Origin of the sequence: Neochlamydia sp. AcF84 (assembly GCF_011087585.1) — a bacterium.
Classification (GTDB): Bacteria; Chlamydiota; Chlamydiia; order Chlamydiales; family Parachlamydiaceae; genus Neochlamydia.
In genome coordinates, this window is record NZ_VJOT01000076.1 from 42,449 (window position 1) to 61,907 (window position 19,459).

A 19,459-nucleotide genomic window follows, 5' to 3' on the forward strand; every position below is an offset into this window, starting at 1 on the left:
ATCTCTTTTAATAAAAATCTTTGCTGTGTGTCTAGGTTGTCCCTTGAGGCATCAATACACTGAACGTTAATTTATAAGTAAGAAAGATTTTAAAAAAGATTACTACGAAATTATCATGAGAAAGTGCCTTTGTTTTCAGTTTCAAACATTATATCTCTTCTTGGAGATGTTGCAGTTGAAGTAATGTTTGATAAGCATAAAGACGAGCACGTTTTTCTATTTTAGCATCAAATCCTAAACGGTTACAATGCATGTGCAACATACTGTTGTAAATCTCTAATCGTGTATCATAAGAGATACTTTCAGCTTCTAAGCAAAAAGATTCTATAGCATGAACACGTAACGTAGAAGCTTTTTTAATGATTGCAATTTCCGAGGGCAATTGATTTTCAAAATTCGTCTTTAAAGCTTTAGCCAATTCAACTAGCTGTTTCTTGTGCTCGCGAAAACCTTTAAGTTCACTCCGATCTTCTTCCGGATAATTGATAAGAGAGCAAATTTCTCGTTGAGTTAAACCAAAATCTTTAAGAAAATTGATGACGATAAGAGCCTGAACAATAAAAGGGTGACAGGTGAATTTCTTATTCATAAAAGAATTTAAAAGATCTATTGTAGAAAGCGTATCCGCGCAAAACACAGCCTCTGCAGCGTCCATTAATTTTAGCCCTCCATATCGCTCAATTTCCCTTTCATAAGTATCTAAAGCTACATTTTTGATTAACCCCATTTTCATCCAAGCCTTAGATACTTGTTCTAAGCGAGATAAAGTATAAGAGAGCAACTCCCAGGATTTAATTTGTAAGCGAAAACGTAGATGTTTTCCGGGATCTCCATATCGAATGAAGAACCATCCAACACATTCAATTTCTTGTTGCACACACTTAGCAAAGCCTGACAGATGTTGTATAAGAAAACGATCTGTTTCTTCATCCTCTAAATAAAATTTAATAAATAACCATTCACTTCCAGGAAGTTTCCACCGGCTTTCAAATGGTACGGAAAAATAGGGGAGAGGTACAAGAGATTTCTTTTCTGTGGCACAGAGGGGATTCTTTAAAAAAGGAATAACAATTTCTGAGAGATGATGCCCTTGCTCACTTTTTACCCATGAATAACCTATATTTTCGATAAATTGCAGCGATTTCCCTTTTTTTAGCTGTTTGGCAATTTCGCTAAGATGGGCTGGATGCTGCCGATCGAGCAAAAGGTGTTGATCGCCGTGAACAATAAAGAAGCGGCGGGGGAGATTCCATTGATCAGCCCATGAATTAAACATGAAAATAATGTTTTCAATTTGCTCTTTAATCATAGGAGCGGCATCTAAATTCCATTGAGCTGGAGATAAAATGGTCTTTTGAAAGCGTACTCGAGGCAAAAAAACAGCATTTTTTATCAACTTATCAAAAGCAAAGGGATGTATCAATTGATATCTATCCAAATGTACTTCTCGTATAAATCGTAGAGGAGAAGGGGCTTGAATAGGATTGAGAAGGTTTCCTACACGAGGAATAATCTCACATTTCCCCTCCTTAGTGGTTAAGTAAAATCTTTTATGTGTACTGCCGACGTAGATATCATCCAATGAAAGAGAGCCTGCCTCCTGAGTTTTTGCGTCAATATCTAATCGATGAGATCTAAGACATGGCTGAATAGCTACGTTGGCGCTACGTATACTTGATGGCCAATAGGAAAGTTCGGCAAAGAGGGAGTTAGGCTCCAATTGCTCTTCTTCATGAAGAAATTTCTGGAGCTTTGCTTCTACATTATTTCCCAGAAGGTCTAAAAATCGACCTAACGTACTTCCTCCTTCCCACATAGTTTGGGAAATGAGGAGGAGAAAATTTCCTTTGTCTATTTGCTCGGTAGAATCAGCGAAAATTTTACAAAAAACATCCAAAGAAAGAAGAGCCTCACTGGGATTAGGGGTGAGTTCTTGCGCAAGATCAAAGAGGCCATCAATCAAGTGTTCAGTTATAACAATTTCCTGTTTTTTTTCATGCAAACATTTCTGCCATTCTTTATTAAGCCATTTATCCCATTGCTGAGAGAACTTTGATTGCAATCCAGAAGATCCTAGCATTTGATGCTTCTCAAGGGGACCCAAGCCTCTTTCTTCACTTATTAATTCCATAAGAGGAACTGTTCTATGAAATCCATATTTTTCAATAAATTTTTCTCGGTATTTCTTTAGAGGAGAAAGATGAGCTTCTCGAGCAGAAATTTTCCATAGTACTCCAATAGCTTTTTCTATTTCTTCCAGAACATTTTTAGAGATCTGTGGTTCTTGACCTTTAGAAGCCAAATCAACTTGTAAAAAAGTCTTGGCTGGAGCCATTACGGACATTTCTTTTTGCAATTGTTGAAGTACCGCTTCTCCTTTTCCTGGTTGGAGGCTATTATAATCTTGAATGTTTTTAGAAATATTTTCGATCTGAATGGAAGGTGGAAGATGAGATATCAGATCCTCAAAGGGAGAGTGGCTTAATAGAGAAGGTAGAATGCCTGGTAGTAGGAACTGTTGATTTAAGAGTTCTTGAATGACTTTTAGTGTTTTTGATCGATCAAGTAAGGCTGTGGAAGTCTGGAGGATTTTCCATAAATCATCGATTTTTATAGGTTCCTGGGCAAGATTTAGAATGCTTCTAACAAGAGAGGTTGCACGAACTGAAATCGTTTTCGACGAGCTGCTTAATGTGTTTTCCGTTTGACGTATATAATTGAGAAAATATCTATCACCATTTAACCATGCTAATCGGTTAGCTTGTATCGATAAAGATGCAAAAAGGTTCTCATCTTTATAGTATTGTTGGATTAAAGAAAAGACCCATTCCATGTCAGGCCTTACTCTTTTATAAATTTGTTTCAAATTAAAAGAAACTTCAGTTGTATTAGTCCAAGAGCCGCTCATCACGAAGGAGAAAAGCCCGAAAGGCGTGGCTCTTGTAGCCATACGCATAACATAATTTAGAAGACTGGTTGCGACTTGCTGAGGATTTTTAAGGGGCTTTTGTTTCAACGAACTATAAAGTGAAGGAGAAGCAATAGCTATGGCTTCACGCAATAATTCATGCGTATTATAAAGATCCAGCAAGACCTTACTCCAATTTTCTTTAGCAAGAATCCGTTCGTAATCTTCCACTGGCCACAAAGGTGTGCGAATGAGAAAAAATGGGGCAGGAATAAAGGGATTTTTATTCATGAATCAATAAAGGTAAATGCCATTTAGATGTCGGGTAAGAAAGAGAAAGAAGAGTTAATAAAACTCCTGTGGTACCTTCAAGAAAGCCAGCTTTACTTACTTCAGCTTGTCCTCCTTGGCTGCAAAATTCTATATCTTTAAAGCCGAAAGGCGCTTCAGGATCATAAGAGGAAAAGAGAATTTGCTTTAATTCATTTACTTTAGAAAAAAGGTCTCCACATCCCTCCTCCTGAGCCATTGTATGAGTAATCAATAAAAGTCCAGAAATCCCATGGCAAAGCATTGGCCCTAACAGTTGCCATTCTTCACGTTTACGTTGAAAAATACCACGAAAGGCTGTAGCAGCAAATGACTTTAATTCCTCATCTTTTAATGCTTTACCGGCAAGAAATAGAGCTCGGGCGATTCCTGGAACGCCATAACACCACGCATCTTTGGAAGGTTTATTGAACCCTATCTTTTCTTGTATTTCGTCCTCAAAAGAAATCGAATGAGACCACTGAATCATCTCTTGCCGAATAAAAGATTTCTTGCGAAGCCACAAAGCAATCTGCCTCATTGCATCTGCTTGGCCTTCTATGTTAATGCCTCGCAAGGAAGCAATAGCAAAAAATGACAAAACTCCAGGGATACCATGAGCCAAACCTAAATTAAAATTTCCTTTTTTACAAAAATCGTTGTGTGCATTAAGAATGTCTGTAGAAGAAAGATGCCATCCGGGCACATGGTGGCCTTCCACTGATAAAGGGTGAGTAAGACTGATGAAAACTTTAGTAATACTTTGAGCAAGCTCATAAAAATGAGGGAGGGAAAGATTCTCAAGAACATAGCGACCCACGCCAGCAAGACCTTGAACGACATCGTAGAGATGCGAAGGGACCGATTGATTATGAGCTAACTTTGTTTTTAAAGGCTCCAAATAGAATTTTTCGATTCTTTCTAGCATAAAGTTATTGAGGCTATGCAACATGCGTTGATAGCGATTGCCTTCCAAAGTAGCTTGTTGCAGAGCAAAACAAATTCCACTAGCTCCACTGAATAAGGAAAGATCGGAAATGCCTTTTGTTTCGATAGACTCTTTGATTTTTAAGACATATGGGTGGACAATGTCTTCTTTTACTAAGCCTTTAGATTGCATAGCAGAAAATAGTAAAACTAAGCTCGGATATCCTCCTGCAAGGCTTAGGTCATCCCAAGAAGCATGATGAGGAATAATCGGGTCAGGATTAGCATTAACTTGCATGAAAGCTTTAATGGCAGAAGGATCTTTCATCCTTTGTATTATATTTATCATCAAGGAATTATCCATAGCTAAAAAATCCTATCTTTGCAAATCTTTTGCAATTAGTTTAGTAAACTTCTATCCGTAGGCATAATTTGCTATGCTTTGCATTTATCGCCAGAAAATAGTAGTTTCATATATACATAAAGAGATAGATTCATAGATAGAATCTATCTATGAATCTATCCCATCAAAAAAAACTATTGAGGGGATGTTTTAGGGGTTACGTATATGCCAGTAGCTTTAAGCTATAGGCATATTGATAAAACTAGTGACAGCCGCCGCCACATGTACGGTGACATGAACAAGTTGCCGAGTAAACACAGGGATTGCCAGAAGGTACTGGATTTTCAAGAGGGTTTAGGTTTTCTTCGGCAGGATGTTCTTTTATGTCCAAGCCAAGGTCATAAGGATCATTCTCATTTGATTCACTATCCATTTTTCTTTTTTCTTCGATAAGATTAGTTAAATTAGCGTAATCATTTAAAGAACGAGGAGGAATACCAGAAATCATAAAATCTCCATTTTTTAACAAATATTTAAAAAATCACCTTTGTAAGGCGATGGAATGAATTTTCCTGATCAGCTTATTTTATTACAAGCAAAAATATAAATGATAATTTAAAATCTATAACTTTTGCACGGAGGGAGCTAAAGAAATTACTGGCAGCAATTAAACCATCAGATTAAATAACCCATATTCTCCACTAATTTTTTATAATTTTCTGAATATGAGTAAGTTGTAAAATTTAAGTTTAAGGATTAAATTTTATAAGGCCTTAACAACCAGCAAATTAAATTTTAGTTGAGGAATGTGAGAAATAAGTAGTTTTTCCTTTATTTTTATTATATTCATCTTTCGCTTGGGAGATAGATAGGTATGAATATGTTCTAAAGAGCGGGTGGCTTTTATGGCTTGTACAAGATTGAATTAATCTCTCACCTATACCTTGCTTTGAGCTTCATTGGCATGTGAGCGTTAATCTATTCCCAATTTGAAAGTGTGTTTAAAATTTCTCTTAAGCTGTTTTAATCAGGAAGAATATCATAAATTCTAAAGGCGTTCTTTTTTCCAATTCTTGTTCTGTGCAAAAAATTGTCTTAAGAACGGTTTGCGTAGTTGGTGTCTATCCATTTTAAATAAGCGCCCGATTGAACATTTTCAATCCAAAGAGGATGATTGATGTACCATAGGATAGTTTCCTTAATGCCTTGGAAGAAGTTATGATCAGGATGCCAGCCGATTTCTTTCTTAATTTTGGAGCAATCAATGGCATAGCGGAAGTCATGCCCTGGGCGATCTTGCACGTATTCAATGAGTTCAATATAAGGCTCTTTATTAATCTGCTTAATCTGAGCAAAGATTTTGATGATTTCATGAATGAGATCGATGTTGCGCCACTCCTCTTCCCCTCCGATATTGTAAGTTTCTCCTGAATTCCCTTTCTCCAGTAACATCCAAAGCGCCTTGGCATGATCTTCCACATACAACCAGTCACGTACATTAGTACCTTGCCCATAAACAGGTATTGTTTTTTTTCTTAGACAATTAATGATAGTCAAAGGAATAAGCTTTTCAGGGAAATGATAAGGACCGTAATTATTGCTGCAGTTGGAGATGCAAGTAGAGAGGTGGTAAGTTTTTCCATAAGCTCGTACGAGATGATCAGAGGAAGCTTTTGAAGCAGAATAAGGGGAATTGGGTGCATAGGGGGTTGATTCTGTAAAAAAGCCTGTACTTCCTAAGCATCCATAGACCTCGTCGGTAGAAACATGATGGAAATGGATGTGAGGGAGCTTGCGGATCACTTCTAAAAGATGAAAGGTACCTAGTACATTGGTCTCAATAAACTCTTTAGGTCCATGAATACTACGATCGACATGACTTTCGGCTGCAAAATGAATGATAGTATTAATCGCATATTTACGGCACAGATGTTCGATAAACACTTCGTCCTTTATGTCACCTTGATAGAAAAGATAGCGTGGATCGTTTTCTACTTCTTTTAGGTTTTGAGGATTGCCAGCATAGGTTAATAGATCAAGATTAAGACATACGCCTTTAAAGTGAGGGACATTTTTAAGAAGATAGCGGATAAAGGCTGAGCCAATAAAACCTGAACCTCCTGTAACAAGAATATTGCTAATCTCTCTTTTTATCTTCATACATGACCCTTTAAAATATTATTTTCTTTTTCAGCAATGTCTAACAGATATTGGCCATATCCACTTTTACCTAATTTTTCTCCCAAAGCATAAAGTTGTTCTAGGGAAATAAATTTTTGATGGTAAGCAATTTCCTCAAGTGCCGCAATACAGTAGCCCTGCCGCTCTTCGATCACTTGTACAAATTGGCTTGCTTGCATCAAGCTTTCATAAGTTCCTGCATCTAACCAAGCGAAGCCTCTGCCCATGATATTTAGGGAAACTTGACCTTTTTCCATGTAGATGCGATTAATATCGGTAATTTCTAATTCGCCTCTTGCCGAGGGTTTTAAACTTTGAGCAATTTCTACTACTTGATTGTCATAAAAATAGAGGCCGGTGACAGCAATATTGGATTTTGGCTGGGCAGGTTTTTCTTCTAATGAGATCACTAGGCCTTTTTCATTTACTTCCGCGACACCATAACGTTCGGGCGATTTGACTTCATACCCAAAGAGAGTAGCGCCAATTGCTTTTGAAAGAGCTTTCTCTAGCAAAGGCTCTAGCTGGTTGCCGTAGAAGATATTATCCCCTAAGATTAAGCAAACAGCATCGTTGCCAATGAAATCTTGGCCAATAATAAATGCTTCAGCAAGGCCGTTTGGTTTAGCTTGTACGGCGTAACTTAGCGATAAGCCATATTGCGAGCCATCACCCAAGAGTCTTTTAAATAAAAATTGTTCTTCAGCCGTCGTGATGATAAGAATATCTTGGATATGAGCTAACATCAGAATAGAGAGGGGATAATAGATCATGGGTTTGTTATAGACAGGAAGTAGCTGTTTAGAAACTCCTATGGTTAGGGGATGCAAACGCGTGCCGCTGCCACCTGCTAAAATAATACCTTTCATTGTTTTATGCCTTGTAAGGTAAGAATTTATGAAAATATCTTAAGATTTTAAAGGATGTTATGAATGTTGCAGGAATTTGTCAATTTTTTTGAACAGCGGTTATTTTCAGGATTTAAACATCAAGAGGGGTAGCCAAAAATGCTGCCGCTTATCAGTTGATAAACGATTTTACATTTAAATTATTAAAGGTTAACCTATTGCTAATTAATTATAGTGGTTTTTCCAGGTTAATCTTGCAAGAGAATTCGGTTTGCACAATAATTTTGCCATCCAGCAAAATCTATTCATGGGTAAAGTATGTTATTAGATGACTATGAAGAATTCTCAGAAAGCCAACGTAAAATTTTGGAACGTTATGTGACCAACACAAGTGGTCATATTTTCGTTCTTCGTAATCTTCCTGAGGTTATCAAGGGAGCTTTGTTTTCACGCTACTCGCGTTCTACTTTAGGCCTGCGTTCGCTGTTACTTAAAGAATTTATCTCCAATGAAGAAGAATCGGGATTTTTAACTATTGCCGGGGCAGATAAGGAGCACTCAGAGCAGGATAACGACCAGTCTTTAGCTATCAAAAAAGCACAAAATTTCTATGATCGCATTTTGGATGGATATGGAGATGACTCTATAGGAGAGCTAGGAGGAGCTCACATAGCCATTGAAAATGTTTCTATGCTATCGGCTAAGTTTATTGAAGACTGTCGCATAGGAGGCTCGCCTTTGGAGAAGTCTACACGCTATATTTATTTTGATCAAAAAGTTAAGGGAGAGTACCTTTTTTATCGCGAGCCCATCTTAATGACTTCTGCTTATCGAGATATCTATGTAAACACTTGCAATATGCTTTTTGAAACTTACTCTAAGCTTATCCCGCCTTTAACTCAATTGTTTGAAGAAAAGTTTCCTTATCATCCTACTGCTTCAAAGACGGCCTATACAGCGGCTTTAAGAGCGAAGGTATTAGATTGCTTGAGAGGCTTGTTGCCTGCAGGAACCTTGACTAATATGGGGATTTTCGGCAATGGACGTTTTTATGAGCAGATGATCCATAAGCTCCATTGTAACAATTTAGCGGAAATGCAAGGTATTGGAAAAAGAATGTGCGATGAATTATCTAAAGTAATTCCTTCTTTTGTGCGTAGGGCTGAACCTACCCACAAGACCCATGAAAACTTTTGTAGGTTTTTTGAAGCTATGCAAACAGATCTTCAGGTGGTTGCTAATCTTAACGTAGGATATCCTGAAAAAAGTAGTGAGCCAGGTGTTCGTTTAATAGGCGATGATCAGGATGCCGTAATTAAAGTAGCTGCTGCCTTATTATTTTCACATAGCAATAAAAGTTTAGTGGATCTGTGGCAGCATTGCCTGGGATTACCAGAAGAAGAGTTAATTCGCATCCTAGATGCTGGCTGTAACGCGCGCGAAAATCGGCGACATAAATCTCCCCGTGCTCTTGAACATGCTAATTTTACTTTCGAATTTATTACCGATTTTGGTGCTTATCGTGACCTCCATCGTCATCGTCTACTTACGCAAGAACGCCAGTTGCTAGGCTGTGATTATGGCTACTACATCCCTCCCGAAATTTCGGGTACTTCTTTGGAAGAAGATTACACAATGGCCATGCATAAAGCTAAAGAGGCTTACCAGGCAATCGCGACGGAATTTCCTGAAGAAGCCCAGTATGTAGTTCCTATGGCTTATAATGTAAGATGGTATTTTCAGATTAACTTGCGCGCCCTCCAGTGGATGTGTGAGTTGCGTTCTGCTGCTGCAGGCCATCCTACCTATCGTTTTATTGCCCAAAGCATGGCTCGCCAAGTTTGTGAAAAATTTCCTGCTTTTGAGCGTTTCTTTAAGTTTGTCGATTTTGAAGGATATGACATGGGAAGAATGGGCCAGGAACAACGGCGGGTGGAAAAGCATCATTTCAAGCAAAGAGTTTAGAAAAATTTTCTGAGCATCTGAAAACCAGATAATTAAGTGAAAGCGATTTCCACTTTAGAGCTTGTTTTTAGGTTAAAGCGTTTCCCTTACCTGCTTTTATTATTAATAAGCATTTGCATAAAATGTAAATAACAAGGGGGCTATCTTTACGCTATACTTTATCATTTTGAAGAGGTTGTTAAAATCCTCTATAGCCTCTTACTTATTAAAAACTTTTTTATAAGAATTCTAAGCTTTTTAATTTCAAGGGAGTGCTATATTTTCTTAAGCTGGAGCTTCATTTTTATCTTCTCAATAATAAAACTAGAGTGGTAGCATACTAAAAATTTATTACGCTAAGCCTTATGAGTACTCGATTTTATTTTTCTAGATTTTTACCCTTCTTTTGGTGACAATAAATCACCTACATAATTTTTTTCTAACTATTTGTCTTTTTATTAATCACCAAGCTTTTAATTTGTTTTCTGGAAAAAACATGGATAATCAAACGTTTGCTTCTCAAGGGAGTATTTTAGGTGCTATTTTATTAGTGGCCGGTTGTTGTATTGGTGCTGGGATGTTAGGCTTGCCTGTCTTATCCGCGCAAGCGGGTTTTAAGCCCTCAGTCATCATGTTTATCATCTGTTGGATCTTTATGCTGTCTACAGGGTTATTGCTGTTAGAGGCTAATCTTTGGTTTGAAGAAGATATTAATGTGGTATCTTTAGCTGATCGAACGCTAGGAAAGATGGGTAAAGCGGTGGGTTGGATAGTTTTTCTTTTTCTTTTTTACTCTCTGATGGTAGCTTATGTAACAGGCAGTGGCGCACTATTTGCCGATTTTTTTGATCTGTTTTTTGCCATTCATCTTCCAAGGTGGGTAGGGGGGCTCCTAATGAGCGCTCTATTCGGTCTTATGATTTACAATGGAACAGGGACAGTAGACAAATTTAATCGTTTGCTTATGATCGGACTGATTCTTACCTATCTTTTAATCGTCTTTATGGGCAGTTCCCATGTAGATCAAAAGCTTTTAAAACACTGTGATTGGTCAGCAGCTTTTTTCGTTATCCCTGCTATGATTGTCTCTTTTGGATTTCATAATCTGGTACCCAGTTTAACTCAGTATTTAGGAAGGGATAGCCGACGCTTGTGCATAGCATTGGCAATCGGTAGCTTTATTCCTTTGATTATTTATCTAGCATGGCAGAGGCTTATTTTAGGTATTGTACCTTTAGAAGGTAGAGATAGCTTAAGAGTAGCCTGCAACGAAGGGCAGATGGCGACTCAAGCTTTAAAACTAGTAATAGGGGCTTCATGGGTGGGAGATATTGCTCAATTTTTTGCTTTCTTTGCTATTGTTACTTCGTTTCTGGGAGTGGCGTTAAGCTTTGTCGATTTTTTAGCGGATGGTTTTAAAATTCCAAAAAAAAGGGGCGGGAAAATCACTTTGTGTAGTCTAGCACTGCTGCCACCTTATCTTTTCTCGCTTATTCATCCTGGCGTATTTTTAACAGCCCTCAACTATGCAGGTGGATTTGGGGCTGTCATTATCTTTGGCATCTTACCAGCGTTGATGGTGTGGTCAGGACGTTATCATAAAAACTTTAGAGGACCTCAATTCATCGCTGGCGGCAAACCTATGCTTTTGCTGATCATTTTGTGTTCGGTAAGCATTATTATTTTACAATTATATCAGACGATAACCTCTTAACGATGGAAAAGTAGGATGCTTAAAAGCCAGTATAAGCTTATGGGAGGAATACTTCTCGTAGCGGGAACAACTATAGGAGCAGGGATGTTAGCTCTTCCTGTAATTACAGGTTTTGCAGGCTTTTTTCCCTCAATTTTTCTCCTAGCGCTTTTTTGGATTTACATGACCTATACAGCTCTTTTGCTACTCGAAGTTAACCTGGCGATGGGGAGCCAGGTAAATATCATTTCTATGGCAAAGCAAACTTTAGGACGGCCAGGAGAATGGATTGGATGGGTGACTTACCTGTTTTTGCTCTATTCTTTAACTACAGCTTATCTTGCAGGAAGCGGCCCTATCATTATTGATTGCATAAAACTGCTAACAGGTTATTCTTTACCTGCCTGGCTAGGAGCGGTCTGCTTATTGATCATTTTTAGCTGCTTTTTACATCAAGGCACCCGTTCGGTAGATTATCTTAATCGCTTATTGATGGCAGGGCTAGCCATGGCGTATGTGATAATGGTTCTATTTCTCGCTCCCTGTGTAGATATCAGCTTATTAAAACATGTGGATCCCAAGTACTTACTAATTTCGGTAGCTATCGTGGCTACCTCTTTTGGTTTTCACATTATTATTCCTAGTCTTATCCACTATTTGGAAAGGAATATTACGCACGTAAAAATGGCTATTTGGGTAGGAGGGTTGATTCCTTTTATTGTTTATCTTCTATGGGAACTGCTAACATTAGGGATCATTCCTTTAAAAGGAGTTCATGGGCTAAAAGATGGCTATGAAAATGGCTCTAACGGGGCCTATCTGCTATCGATAGTTTTAGGAAACACTCACCTTGCCTTAGTGGCACGTTGTTTTTCTTTCTTTGCCATACTCACCAGCTTCTTAGGGGTTTCTTTAAGCCTCTTTGATTGCCTTAAAGATGCTTTAAAGATAGAAAAAACACATAAAGGGCAGGCAGCTTTATTTGCCTGTACATTTATTCCGCCGTTAGTTTTTGCTTTATCTGGTCCTCGTATCTTTTTAGTCGCTTTAGAGTATGCCGGTGCTTTTGGGGTTGTGATTTTATTAGGATTATTTCCGCCCCTGATGGCATGGTCTAAGCGCTATAGGCTGTTTTGGCCTTCTTCTTATCAAGTGGGTGGAGGAAAAGAAGGGTTAATAGGGGCCATAATTTTTTCTTTGCTAGTCATTTTAGTAGAGCTTGCTAATCAAATAGGATTAATAAAAATCGAAATGAATTTTTAAAGGATAATAGATATGTCTCAAAACGCTAAGAAAAGAATCCTTACTGGCGATCGTCCGACAGGTCTTCTACATTTAGGCCATTATGTAGGTTCATTAAAAAACCGAGTAGCTTATCAAGAGCACTATGAGTGTTACCTGATTATCGCCGATCTCCATATGTTAACGACTAAGCCAACCAAAGAAGATATTCTAAAGATGCGTGAGCATCTTAAAGAGATGGTCTTAGATTACTTAGCTTGTGGTATCGATCCTGCTAAAACCACTATTTATCTTCAATCAGCTACACCGGCCGTTTATGAAATGAATCTTATTTTTGAAATGATGATTTCTTTAAATCGCCTAACAGGCTTACCTAGCTTGAAGGAAATGGCCCGCAATGCCCATATGGATCCTGAGAGTGTGCCCTTTGGTTTGGTAGGATATCCTGTTCTGCAAACGGCCGATATTCTCATGCCCCGTGCCCATGTAGTGCCCGTGGGGAAAGATAATGAAGCCCATGTTGAGCTGGCAAGAGACATAGCTCGTAGATTTAATCAATTGTATGGTGAAGTTTTTCCTATGCCTGAAGCCTCTATCAGTGAGGTACCCACCTTAGTAGGCATTGATAATAAAGGAAAGATGAGCAAATCTGCAGGCAACTGTATCTTTTTGTCAGATGATAAAAAGGCCGTAGAAAAAAAGGTAAAAAGCATGTATACCGATCCTAATAGAATTCATGCTCATCAACCCGGGACAGTGGAAGGAAATCCTGTGTTTACTTTTCATGCAATTTTCAATCAGGATAAAAGCGAAGTTGAAGATTTAAAAAAACGCTATCGTGAGGGCAAGGTGGGGGACGTAGAAGTAAAAGAAAAATTAGCTGTAGCTTTAAATCTTTTCTTAGAGCCTCTACGGGAGCGACGCCAATATTTTGCTGAAGAGAAGGGCTTGGTCGAAGAGATTATTTATGAAGGGACTCAGAAAATGATCGAGGTTTCTAATGCCACTGTAAAAGAAATGCGCAGTGCGATGGGATTAATGGGCAATTGGAATAAAATTTCTCGGATAGCTCGCGAACGTCGTGAAAAAATTGCCTCTCAATCATTATATTCTTAAAATCTTCTGTTTTTGCAGGTTTTAAAAGCTAAATCTGTAATTTCAAGAAGAAATTTATGTCTCTCTCAGCTGTCTCTCTTACTGAAGGGCCTGGTTTTTTAAGAGTATGATTGCCTAAAGGGCGCCTTAAAAGCTTATTATCAGTTTTTTACTTTGCCGAATCAGGTAATAAAGCCACAAGCTTTTGCAGTAAGAGCCTAAAATGCTTTTCAGCCTATTTTTCTTTAACTTAAGATTTAATCTGATTAGATAGCCATCATTTTGCTGAAGGAAGGCTACTGAGCTGCTGATTATCGAGGTTCGTAGTTTGATAAGCTATGCTCTAACTCTATAGATAGAGGGGGCTGATTTCTACTAAATATAAGTTCGTAATATAATATCTTTACCGTTTAATATCTTTAATGCCTATGAAGTGACTCTCTTGAGCAAAAGTGCTTTTTTCAAATACAGAGGGAGGAGGGGTTATTATCTTTTACCAACCCTTTAAAGCTTAAAATAAGGCTTCAAAGCAAATTCAGCCAGAAATGAAAATATGCTTTGTGGCATTCAGAAAAAATGTTATACTTAATTTTTCCTTAAACTTTCTACCTACAATTATTTATGTTTAAGTTAGTAACTGATTATAAGCCTTGTGGAGATCAACCTCAAGCTATAGAAAAGCTTAGTGAAGGCGTTCTGCAGGATCGTAAAACGCAAGTTTTATTAGGCATCACCGGATCGGGTAAAACCTTTACGATTGCTAATGTAATTGCTAGGACCCAGCGACCTGCTTTAATTATTGCTCATAATAAAACTTTAGCAGCGCAGCTTTATCAAGAGTTTAAGACATTTTTCCCTCATAATGCTGTAGAATATTTTGTCTCCTACTATGATTACTATCAGCCTGAGGCTTACATCGCTCGTACAGATACTTATATTGAAAAAGATATGGCTATTAACGATCGCATAGATAAATTGCGGTTAAGTGCTACACGTTCTCTTTTAGAAAGGCGCGATGTTATCATTGTTGCCTCTGTTTCTTGCATTTATGGCTTAGGGTCTCCTGAGTATTATCGCGAAATGAATCTTACCTTAGAAACAGGTCAGACGCGGCGTCGTGATGAGATTCTTCTACATCTGGTAGAAATGCAATATAAACGCAATGACATGGACTTTTCGCGGGCGACTTTTCGTGTTAGAGGAGATGTATTGGATATTTTTCCTGCCTACGAAGAGGAGCGGGCAGTACGTATAGAGTTTTTTGGGGATGAGATCGAACAGATTAGCGAAATAGATCCTTTATTAGGTAAAGTACGGCATCGTCTAGAAAATATCACTATTTATCCTAGTTCCCACCACGTCACTCCCGAAGAAGTTCGTTTGCATGCTCTTGAAACGATTAAGGCCGAATTAGAAGAACGTGCCAGCTATTATGAAAAAGAAAAAAGATATATTGAGCATCAAAGGATTGTAGAGCGTACACGTTATGATCTAGAAATGATTAAAGAAATAGGCTTTTGTAAGGGTATCGAAAATTATTCACGCCATTTTAGTAAGCGTAATCCTGGTGATCCGCCTCCATGTCTCATCGATTATTTTCCAGGTGATTATCTAATGATCATTGATGAATCCCATCAAACGGTGCCGCAGCTACGTGCCATGTGTAATGGAGATCGTGCGCGTAAAGAAACACTGGTTAACTTTGGCTTTCGACTTCCTTCTGCTTTTGACAACAGACCTTTGCAATTTGAAGAAACTTACAAGCGTATTCATCAGGTGATCTATGTTTCCGCAACCCCTAGTCCCTGGGAAGTTGCTGAGGCTAGCGGTGAAGTGATTGAGCAAGTGATCCGCCCCACCGGCCTACTTGATCCGGAGATTGAAGTGCGCCCTGCTGAAGGACAAGTTGATGATTGCTTAGCAGAGATTCATCAGCATACGAGCAAGGGGGGCCGCGTACTTGTTACCACTTTGACTAAACGTCTATCTGAGGAACTAAGTAAATATCTTAACGAACTGGGCGTACATACTAAATACTTACACTCTGATATTGATACGATTGAGCGAATGCAGATTATCCGCGATTTACGGGCTGGAGTATTTGATGTGTTAGTCGGGATTAACTTATTGCGGGAAGGTCTAGATATCCCAGAGGTTTCCTTAGTGTGCATATTGGATGCCGATAAAGAAGGCTTCCTACGCAGCGAAACGGCGCTAATTCAAACTTGTGGCAGAGCAGCTCGTAATAGTGAAGGGCGCGTCATTATGTATGCTGACAAGAAAACCAAAGCGATTCAAGACGCGCTAAGAATCACTCAAGAACGTCGCGCTATCCAACAAAAATATAATGCAGAACATGGGATTACTCCCCGAACTGTCCATCGAGAAATTTCTCCTTTGGTAGAAGAGGTAGAGGAAGAGTCTAAAAAAAGGAAAAAAACTTTAAAAGTGGCCGAATCCCAGCATGAGTATCTTACCTTAGAAGAAGTTCGCACTAAAATCAAAACGTTAGAAGTAGCTATGAAACGCGCAGCTAAAACTATGCAGTTTGAAGAAGCTGCAGAGCTACGCGACCAAATGCGTCGATATCAGCAGATGGAAATAGATCTTGCCTAAACTTCTTTTTGATTCTATTGCTCGAAGAAATGATATTATTTATCAAGTCTAACCTTAGGTTCTATCGTTTCTAAAACTGAACATACAAGGATCCGGCCTTCTTCCGCAGCAAATTAGTTCCCTAAAAAATATTAAAAAATTAAAACTACTCTATAAGATAGGAGGCTTGCTGGCAGCTATAGCTCACGCTCTGCAGCCTCCTTATAAAAAACAAATTTATAACCTTGCTTTAATACGTACCAAATAGGGTACATGCAGGCTTAAAAGATAAAATCCATGCTAAAGCCAAAGCCCACCCTCTAGGTTGTCTTTTATGCTGGATGCTGGATCTAGTGGTAATGAACCTTTTAGGAAACGGTTAAAACCCTTAGATGAAGAGACCCGTTTTATGATTGGAACTGACTTTAAAAAGTTCAATTTGGTTTGGCTAAAAGAATGAGATGGATTCTTTGCCTTATTTGAGAAAAACGGCTCTTTTTGGCGCAATGTTTCAATTCTTCTACCGCTTCTACAGACAGACTGGCGAGCTGGTTTTGATTTAAGTGCGGATTACTCGTTAAAGATAAGATGGCTAACAGTTTTTTATTTCATTTTAACTCACCCTAATTTAAAAAGTATTTAAGTTCATTCTATAATTGAAAACACTGCCTTATTTTTTGGCGATATTTTTCAAAGGATTTTCCGCTAATTCAAGCTTGATAAACTGAGACAACCGCCCGATTTCTGCAGGAAGGCTGGTGAGCTGATTTTGGCTTAAGTCAAGCACTCGCAGCTGAGGCAGTTGCCCCACTCCTTTAGGCAGAGCGGTGAGCTGATTTTGATTTAAGTAAAGCCATCGCAGCCGAGACAGCCGTCCTATGTTTGCAGGAAGTCTGGTGAGCTGATTTTGGCTTAAGTCAAGCACTCGCAGCTGAGACAGTTGCCCCACTCCTTTAGGCAGAGCGGTGAGCTGGTTTTGACTTAAGATAAGCTCTTGCAGCTGAGACAATTGCCCGATTTCTGCAGGCAGAGCGGTGAGTTGGTTTTGATTTAATTCAAGCGTTTGCAGCTGAGGCAGCCGCCCAATTTCTATAGGCAGAGCGGTGAGCTGGTTTTGATTTAAGTAAAGCCATTGCAGCTGAGACAACTGCCCGATTTCTGCTGGCAGAATGGTGAGCTGGTTTTGATGTAAGTTAAGATTTAGCAGTTGAGACAGCTGCCCAATTTCTGCAGGCAGACTGATGAGTTGGTTTTGATTTAAGTAAAGCCTTTGCAGCTTAAGCAGCTGCCCGATTTCTATAGGCAGTGCGGTGAGCTGGTTTTGATTTAAGTCAAGCGCTCGCAGCTGAGACAGTTGTCCGATTCCTGCAGGAAGGTTGGTGAGCTGGCTTTGATCTAAGTAAAGCGCTTGGAGCTCAGACAACTGCCCGATTTCTTCAGGCAGGCTGGTGAGTTGGTTTTGATTTAAGTTAAGACTTTGTAGCTGAGATAGATGTCCGATTTCTGCAGGTAGAACGATGAGCTGGTTTTCTCTTAAGTCAAGCGCTTGGAGCTGAGATAGATGCCCGATTTCTGCAGGTAGAACGATGAGCTGGTTTTCACTTAAGTAAAGCTCTTGCAATTGAGACAATTGACCTATTTCTGCGGGCAGGCTGGTGAGCTGGTTTTCTCTTAAGCCAAGCCATTGCAGCTGAGACAGCTGCCCGATTTCTGCAGGAAGACCGGTAAGCTGATTTTGATTTAAGTCAAGCACTCGTAGCTTAGACAGCTGGCATATTTCTGGGGGTAAATAAGTCAAGCCTACTCCAGATAAATCTAAAGACGTGATGCTTTTACAATTTTCTTCAATCCAACCTCTAAGAAGCTCTCCTTTTTTCTCTAGAGGCAAGTGCTTAATTTCTTCTTGGCTCAAGTATTCTTCCCCACCAGGAAGCTTTTTCCAAAGTAAAAGACGATTAATATTTAAGAGATAAGAAAAGTAATTAGCTAGCGTTAAGCCTCTTTTTTCTTCTGTTTTCCATTTAAACTCTAGAGCAGAAAGAGAACTAGCTAAAGTAAAGATTTGCCTAAAGATTGCATTTACCTTTGCTGTTTCAGAAAGCTTTTCTTCTAGCTTATAAATCCTATCTACAATAAGAGCCTGCTCCTTAACATTTCCTTGAGGAACATGCACTTTACCTATTTTTTTATAAAGAGAAGGCATGACTTCAGAATCCAGCAGATGATGCCATCTTTTACAGACGCTAAATAAGGAAGGAACTACGCAAGCCTCTAAGATAGGGAGTAGCAATTCATTGGGCAAGCTTTCCATAGATGTCGAAGAGATGGGATGCATTTTGTTTCCTTGGGTAGGGATAACCCTTTTCAGCATTTTTATTTTTTAAAGGCAATATAAAAAAGTTAAAAAAGCAAGTCAAAACAATTCGTATCCTTATCAATGAAAACAAATCACAGATAATCTACCTCGCTTTTTTTCCAGATAGATTCACGGAAAGGGGGTAGACCTTCCAAGCATTTAGGAGCAGCCACAGCTTATGGGGATTAAGTGACGCGGCAATTTTGGTTTAGTTAAAAGAATGAGATTGATTCTGTGCCTTATTTAAGAAAAACGGCTCTTTTTGGCGCCTTGTTTTAATTCTTCTACCGTATGATGGAATACAATATGCCTAGCTTTTTCCTTTCAAGAAAGGTTGCCCTCCTAGCCGTAACACCCTGCAGAAAAAGAGAAAAGCTTTTTGTCGTTATAATGTGTAGGCTAATTTAAGCTTGCTTAGTTGCCGGAAGGAAAGCGGATTAATTTTTAAAGATAGGATGGCTAAAATTTTTTATTTCATTTTAGTACTACTTCGTTATGTTTAAGAGGTATCAAAAAATAGCCTTTTGGATGAGTCATGAATAGCTTGGCAAAAAGGGCAAATAGTAATGCAAAATAAGCTGTTAATTAATCTTCTGACTTGAGGCAGAGTCATTGAGATTTTTTTTTATCTTTTGCCTGGTATTTCAGTAAGGTTAAGAAGCTATAAGCCATAAAACATAACGTCAAATGATGATGGAGTCCTAGCCATGACCGCCCCTCAAAGTGATCTAATCCTAGCTCCTCTTTCATCTGCTGATAGCCTTGCTCGATTTTCCATCTCTCATGAATCCATTCTACCATACATGAGAGGGGAGTATCTTTTGAGGCATTGGAAACATAGTATTTATATTGATCGTTTCCTAACTTTTCCATGATTAACCATCTTTCAACCCCTGGTCTATAAAATGCCTTGGTGATCGTTTCTTTAACACGTATAGCCATTACTTCACTATATTTCTTCGATTGAAGGGTAAGTTTTACCTTTTGCCACTTACCTCCTTGCAGGATCAATTTTTTT

General features: G+C 38.7%; 12 protein-coding genes. 5 read left to right on the forward strand and 7 right to left on the reverse strand.

Annotation, left to right across the window (positions count from 1 at the left end):
* Positions 1-148: 148 nt before the first annotated feature.
* The 5 genes from NEOC84_RS09100 to rfbA form a co-directional block, all read right to left on the reverse strand.
* The gene (locus tag NEOC84_RS09100; protein ID WP_166158411.1) at positions 149-3,199 is read right to left on the reverse strand and encodes a lantibiotic dehydratase; all 3,051 of its coding nucleotides are present in this window, start codon (positions 3,197-3,199) and stop codon (positions 149-151) included.
* Positions 3,192-4,493, reverse strand: a complete 1,302-nt coding sequence (locus NEOC84_RS09105; RefSeq protein WP_242678249.1) for a lanthionine synthetase C family protein — start codon at positions 4,491-4,493, stop codon at positions 3,192-3,194. The genes NEOC84_RS09100 and NEOC84_RS09105 overlap by 8 nt, the downstream gene beginning before the upstream one ends.
* A gap of 256 nt (positions 4,494-4,749) precedes the next feature.
* Positions 4,750-4,995, reverse strand: a complete 246-nt coding sequence (locus NEOC84_RS09110) for a hypothetical protein (protein ID WP_166158417.1) — start codon at positions 4,993-4,995, stop codon at positions 4,750-4,752.
* A gap of 587 nt (positions 4,996-5,582) precedes the next feature.
* On the reverse strand, positions 5,583-6,647 hold the full coding sequence (gene rfbB / locus NEOC84_RS09115) for a dTDP-glucose 4,6-dehydratase (protein WP_166158420.1): 1,065 nt from the start codon (positions 6,645-6,647) through the stop codon (positions 5,583-5,585).
* Positions 6,644-7,537 carry a glucose-1-phosphate thymidylyltransferase RfbA gene (gene rfbA / locus NEOC84_RS09120; protein ID WP_166158423.1) on the reverse strand — a complete coding sequence of 298 codons (894 nt, stop codon included), beginning with the start codon at positions 7,535-7,537 and terminating at the stop codon, positions 6,644-6,646. The genes rfbB and rfbA overlap by 4 nt, the downstream gene beginning before the upstream one ends.
* 297 nt (positions 7,538-7,834) lie before the next feature.
* Between rfbA and NEOC84_RS09125 the strand changes: the two genes are divergently transcribed.
* The 5 genes from NEOC84_RS09125 (at position 7,835) to uvrB (ending at position 16,106) form a co-directional block, all read left to right on the forward strand.
* On the forward strand, positions 7,835-9,481 hold the full coding sequence (locus tag NEOC84_RS09125; protein WP_166158426.1) for an FAD-dependent thymidylate synthase: 1,647 nt from the start codon (positions 7,835-7,837) through the stop codon (positions 9,479-9,481).
* Between the two features lie 475 nt (positions 9,482-9,956).
* Positions 9,957-11,174, forward strand: coding sequence for an aromatic amino acid transport family protein (locus NEOC84_RS09130; RefSeq protein WP_166158429.1), 1,218 nt, complete (start codon positions 9,957-9,959; stop codon positions 11,172-11,174).
* A gap of 15 nt (positions 11,175-11,189) precedes the next feature.
* Positions 11,190-12,416, forward strand: a complete 1,227-nt coding sequence (locus NEOC84_RS09135) for an aromatic amino acid transport family protein (RefSeq protein WP_166158432.1) — start codon at positions 11,190-11,192, stop codon at positions 12,414-12,416.
* A gap of 12 nt (positions 12,417-12,428) precedes the next feature.
* On the forward strand, positions 12,429-13,511 hold the full coding sequence (gene trpS, locus NEOC84_RS09140; protein ID WP_166158435.1) for a tryptophan--tRNA ligase: 1,083 nt from the start codon (positions 12,429-12,431) through the stop codon (positions 13,509-13,511).
* 600 nt (positions 13,512-14,111) lie between these two features.
* Complete coding sequence (gene uvrB, locus NEOC84_RS09145; protein WP_166158438.1) at positions 14,112-16,106, forward strand: excinuclease ABC subunit UvrB; 1,995 nt, start codon at positions 14,112-14,114, stop codon at positions 16,104-16,106.
* Between the two features lie 649 nt (positions 16,107-16,755).
* On the opposite strand, the gene NEOC84_RS09150 is transcribed toward uvrB, so the two are convergent.
* Both NEOC84_RS09150 and NEOC84_RS09155 read right to left on the reverse strand, forming a co-directional pair.
* The gene (locus NEOC84_RS09150; protein ID WP_166158441.1) at positions 16,756-18,420 is read right to left on the reverse strand and encodes a leucine-rich repeat domain-containing protein; all 1,665 of its coding nucleotides are present in this window, start codon (positions 18,418-18,420) and stop codon (positions 16,756-16,758) included.
* A gap of 630 nt (positions 18,421-19,050) precedes the next feature.
* A partial coding sequence (locus NEOC84_RS09155; protein ID WP_166154163.1) for a transposase occupies positions 19,051-19,459 on the reverse strand: 409 nt, incomplete at its 5' end.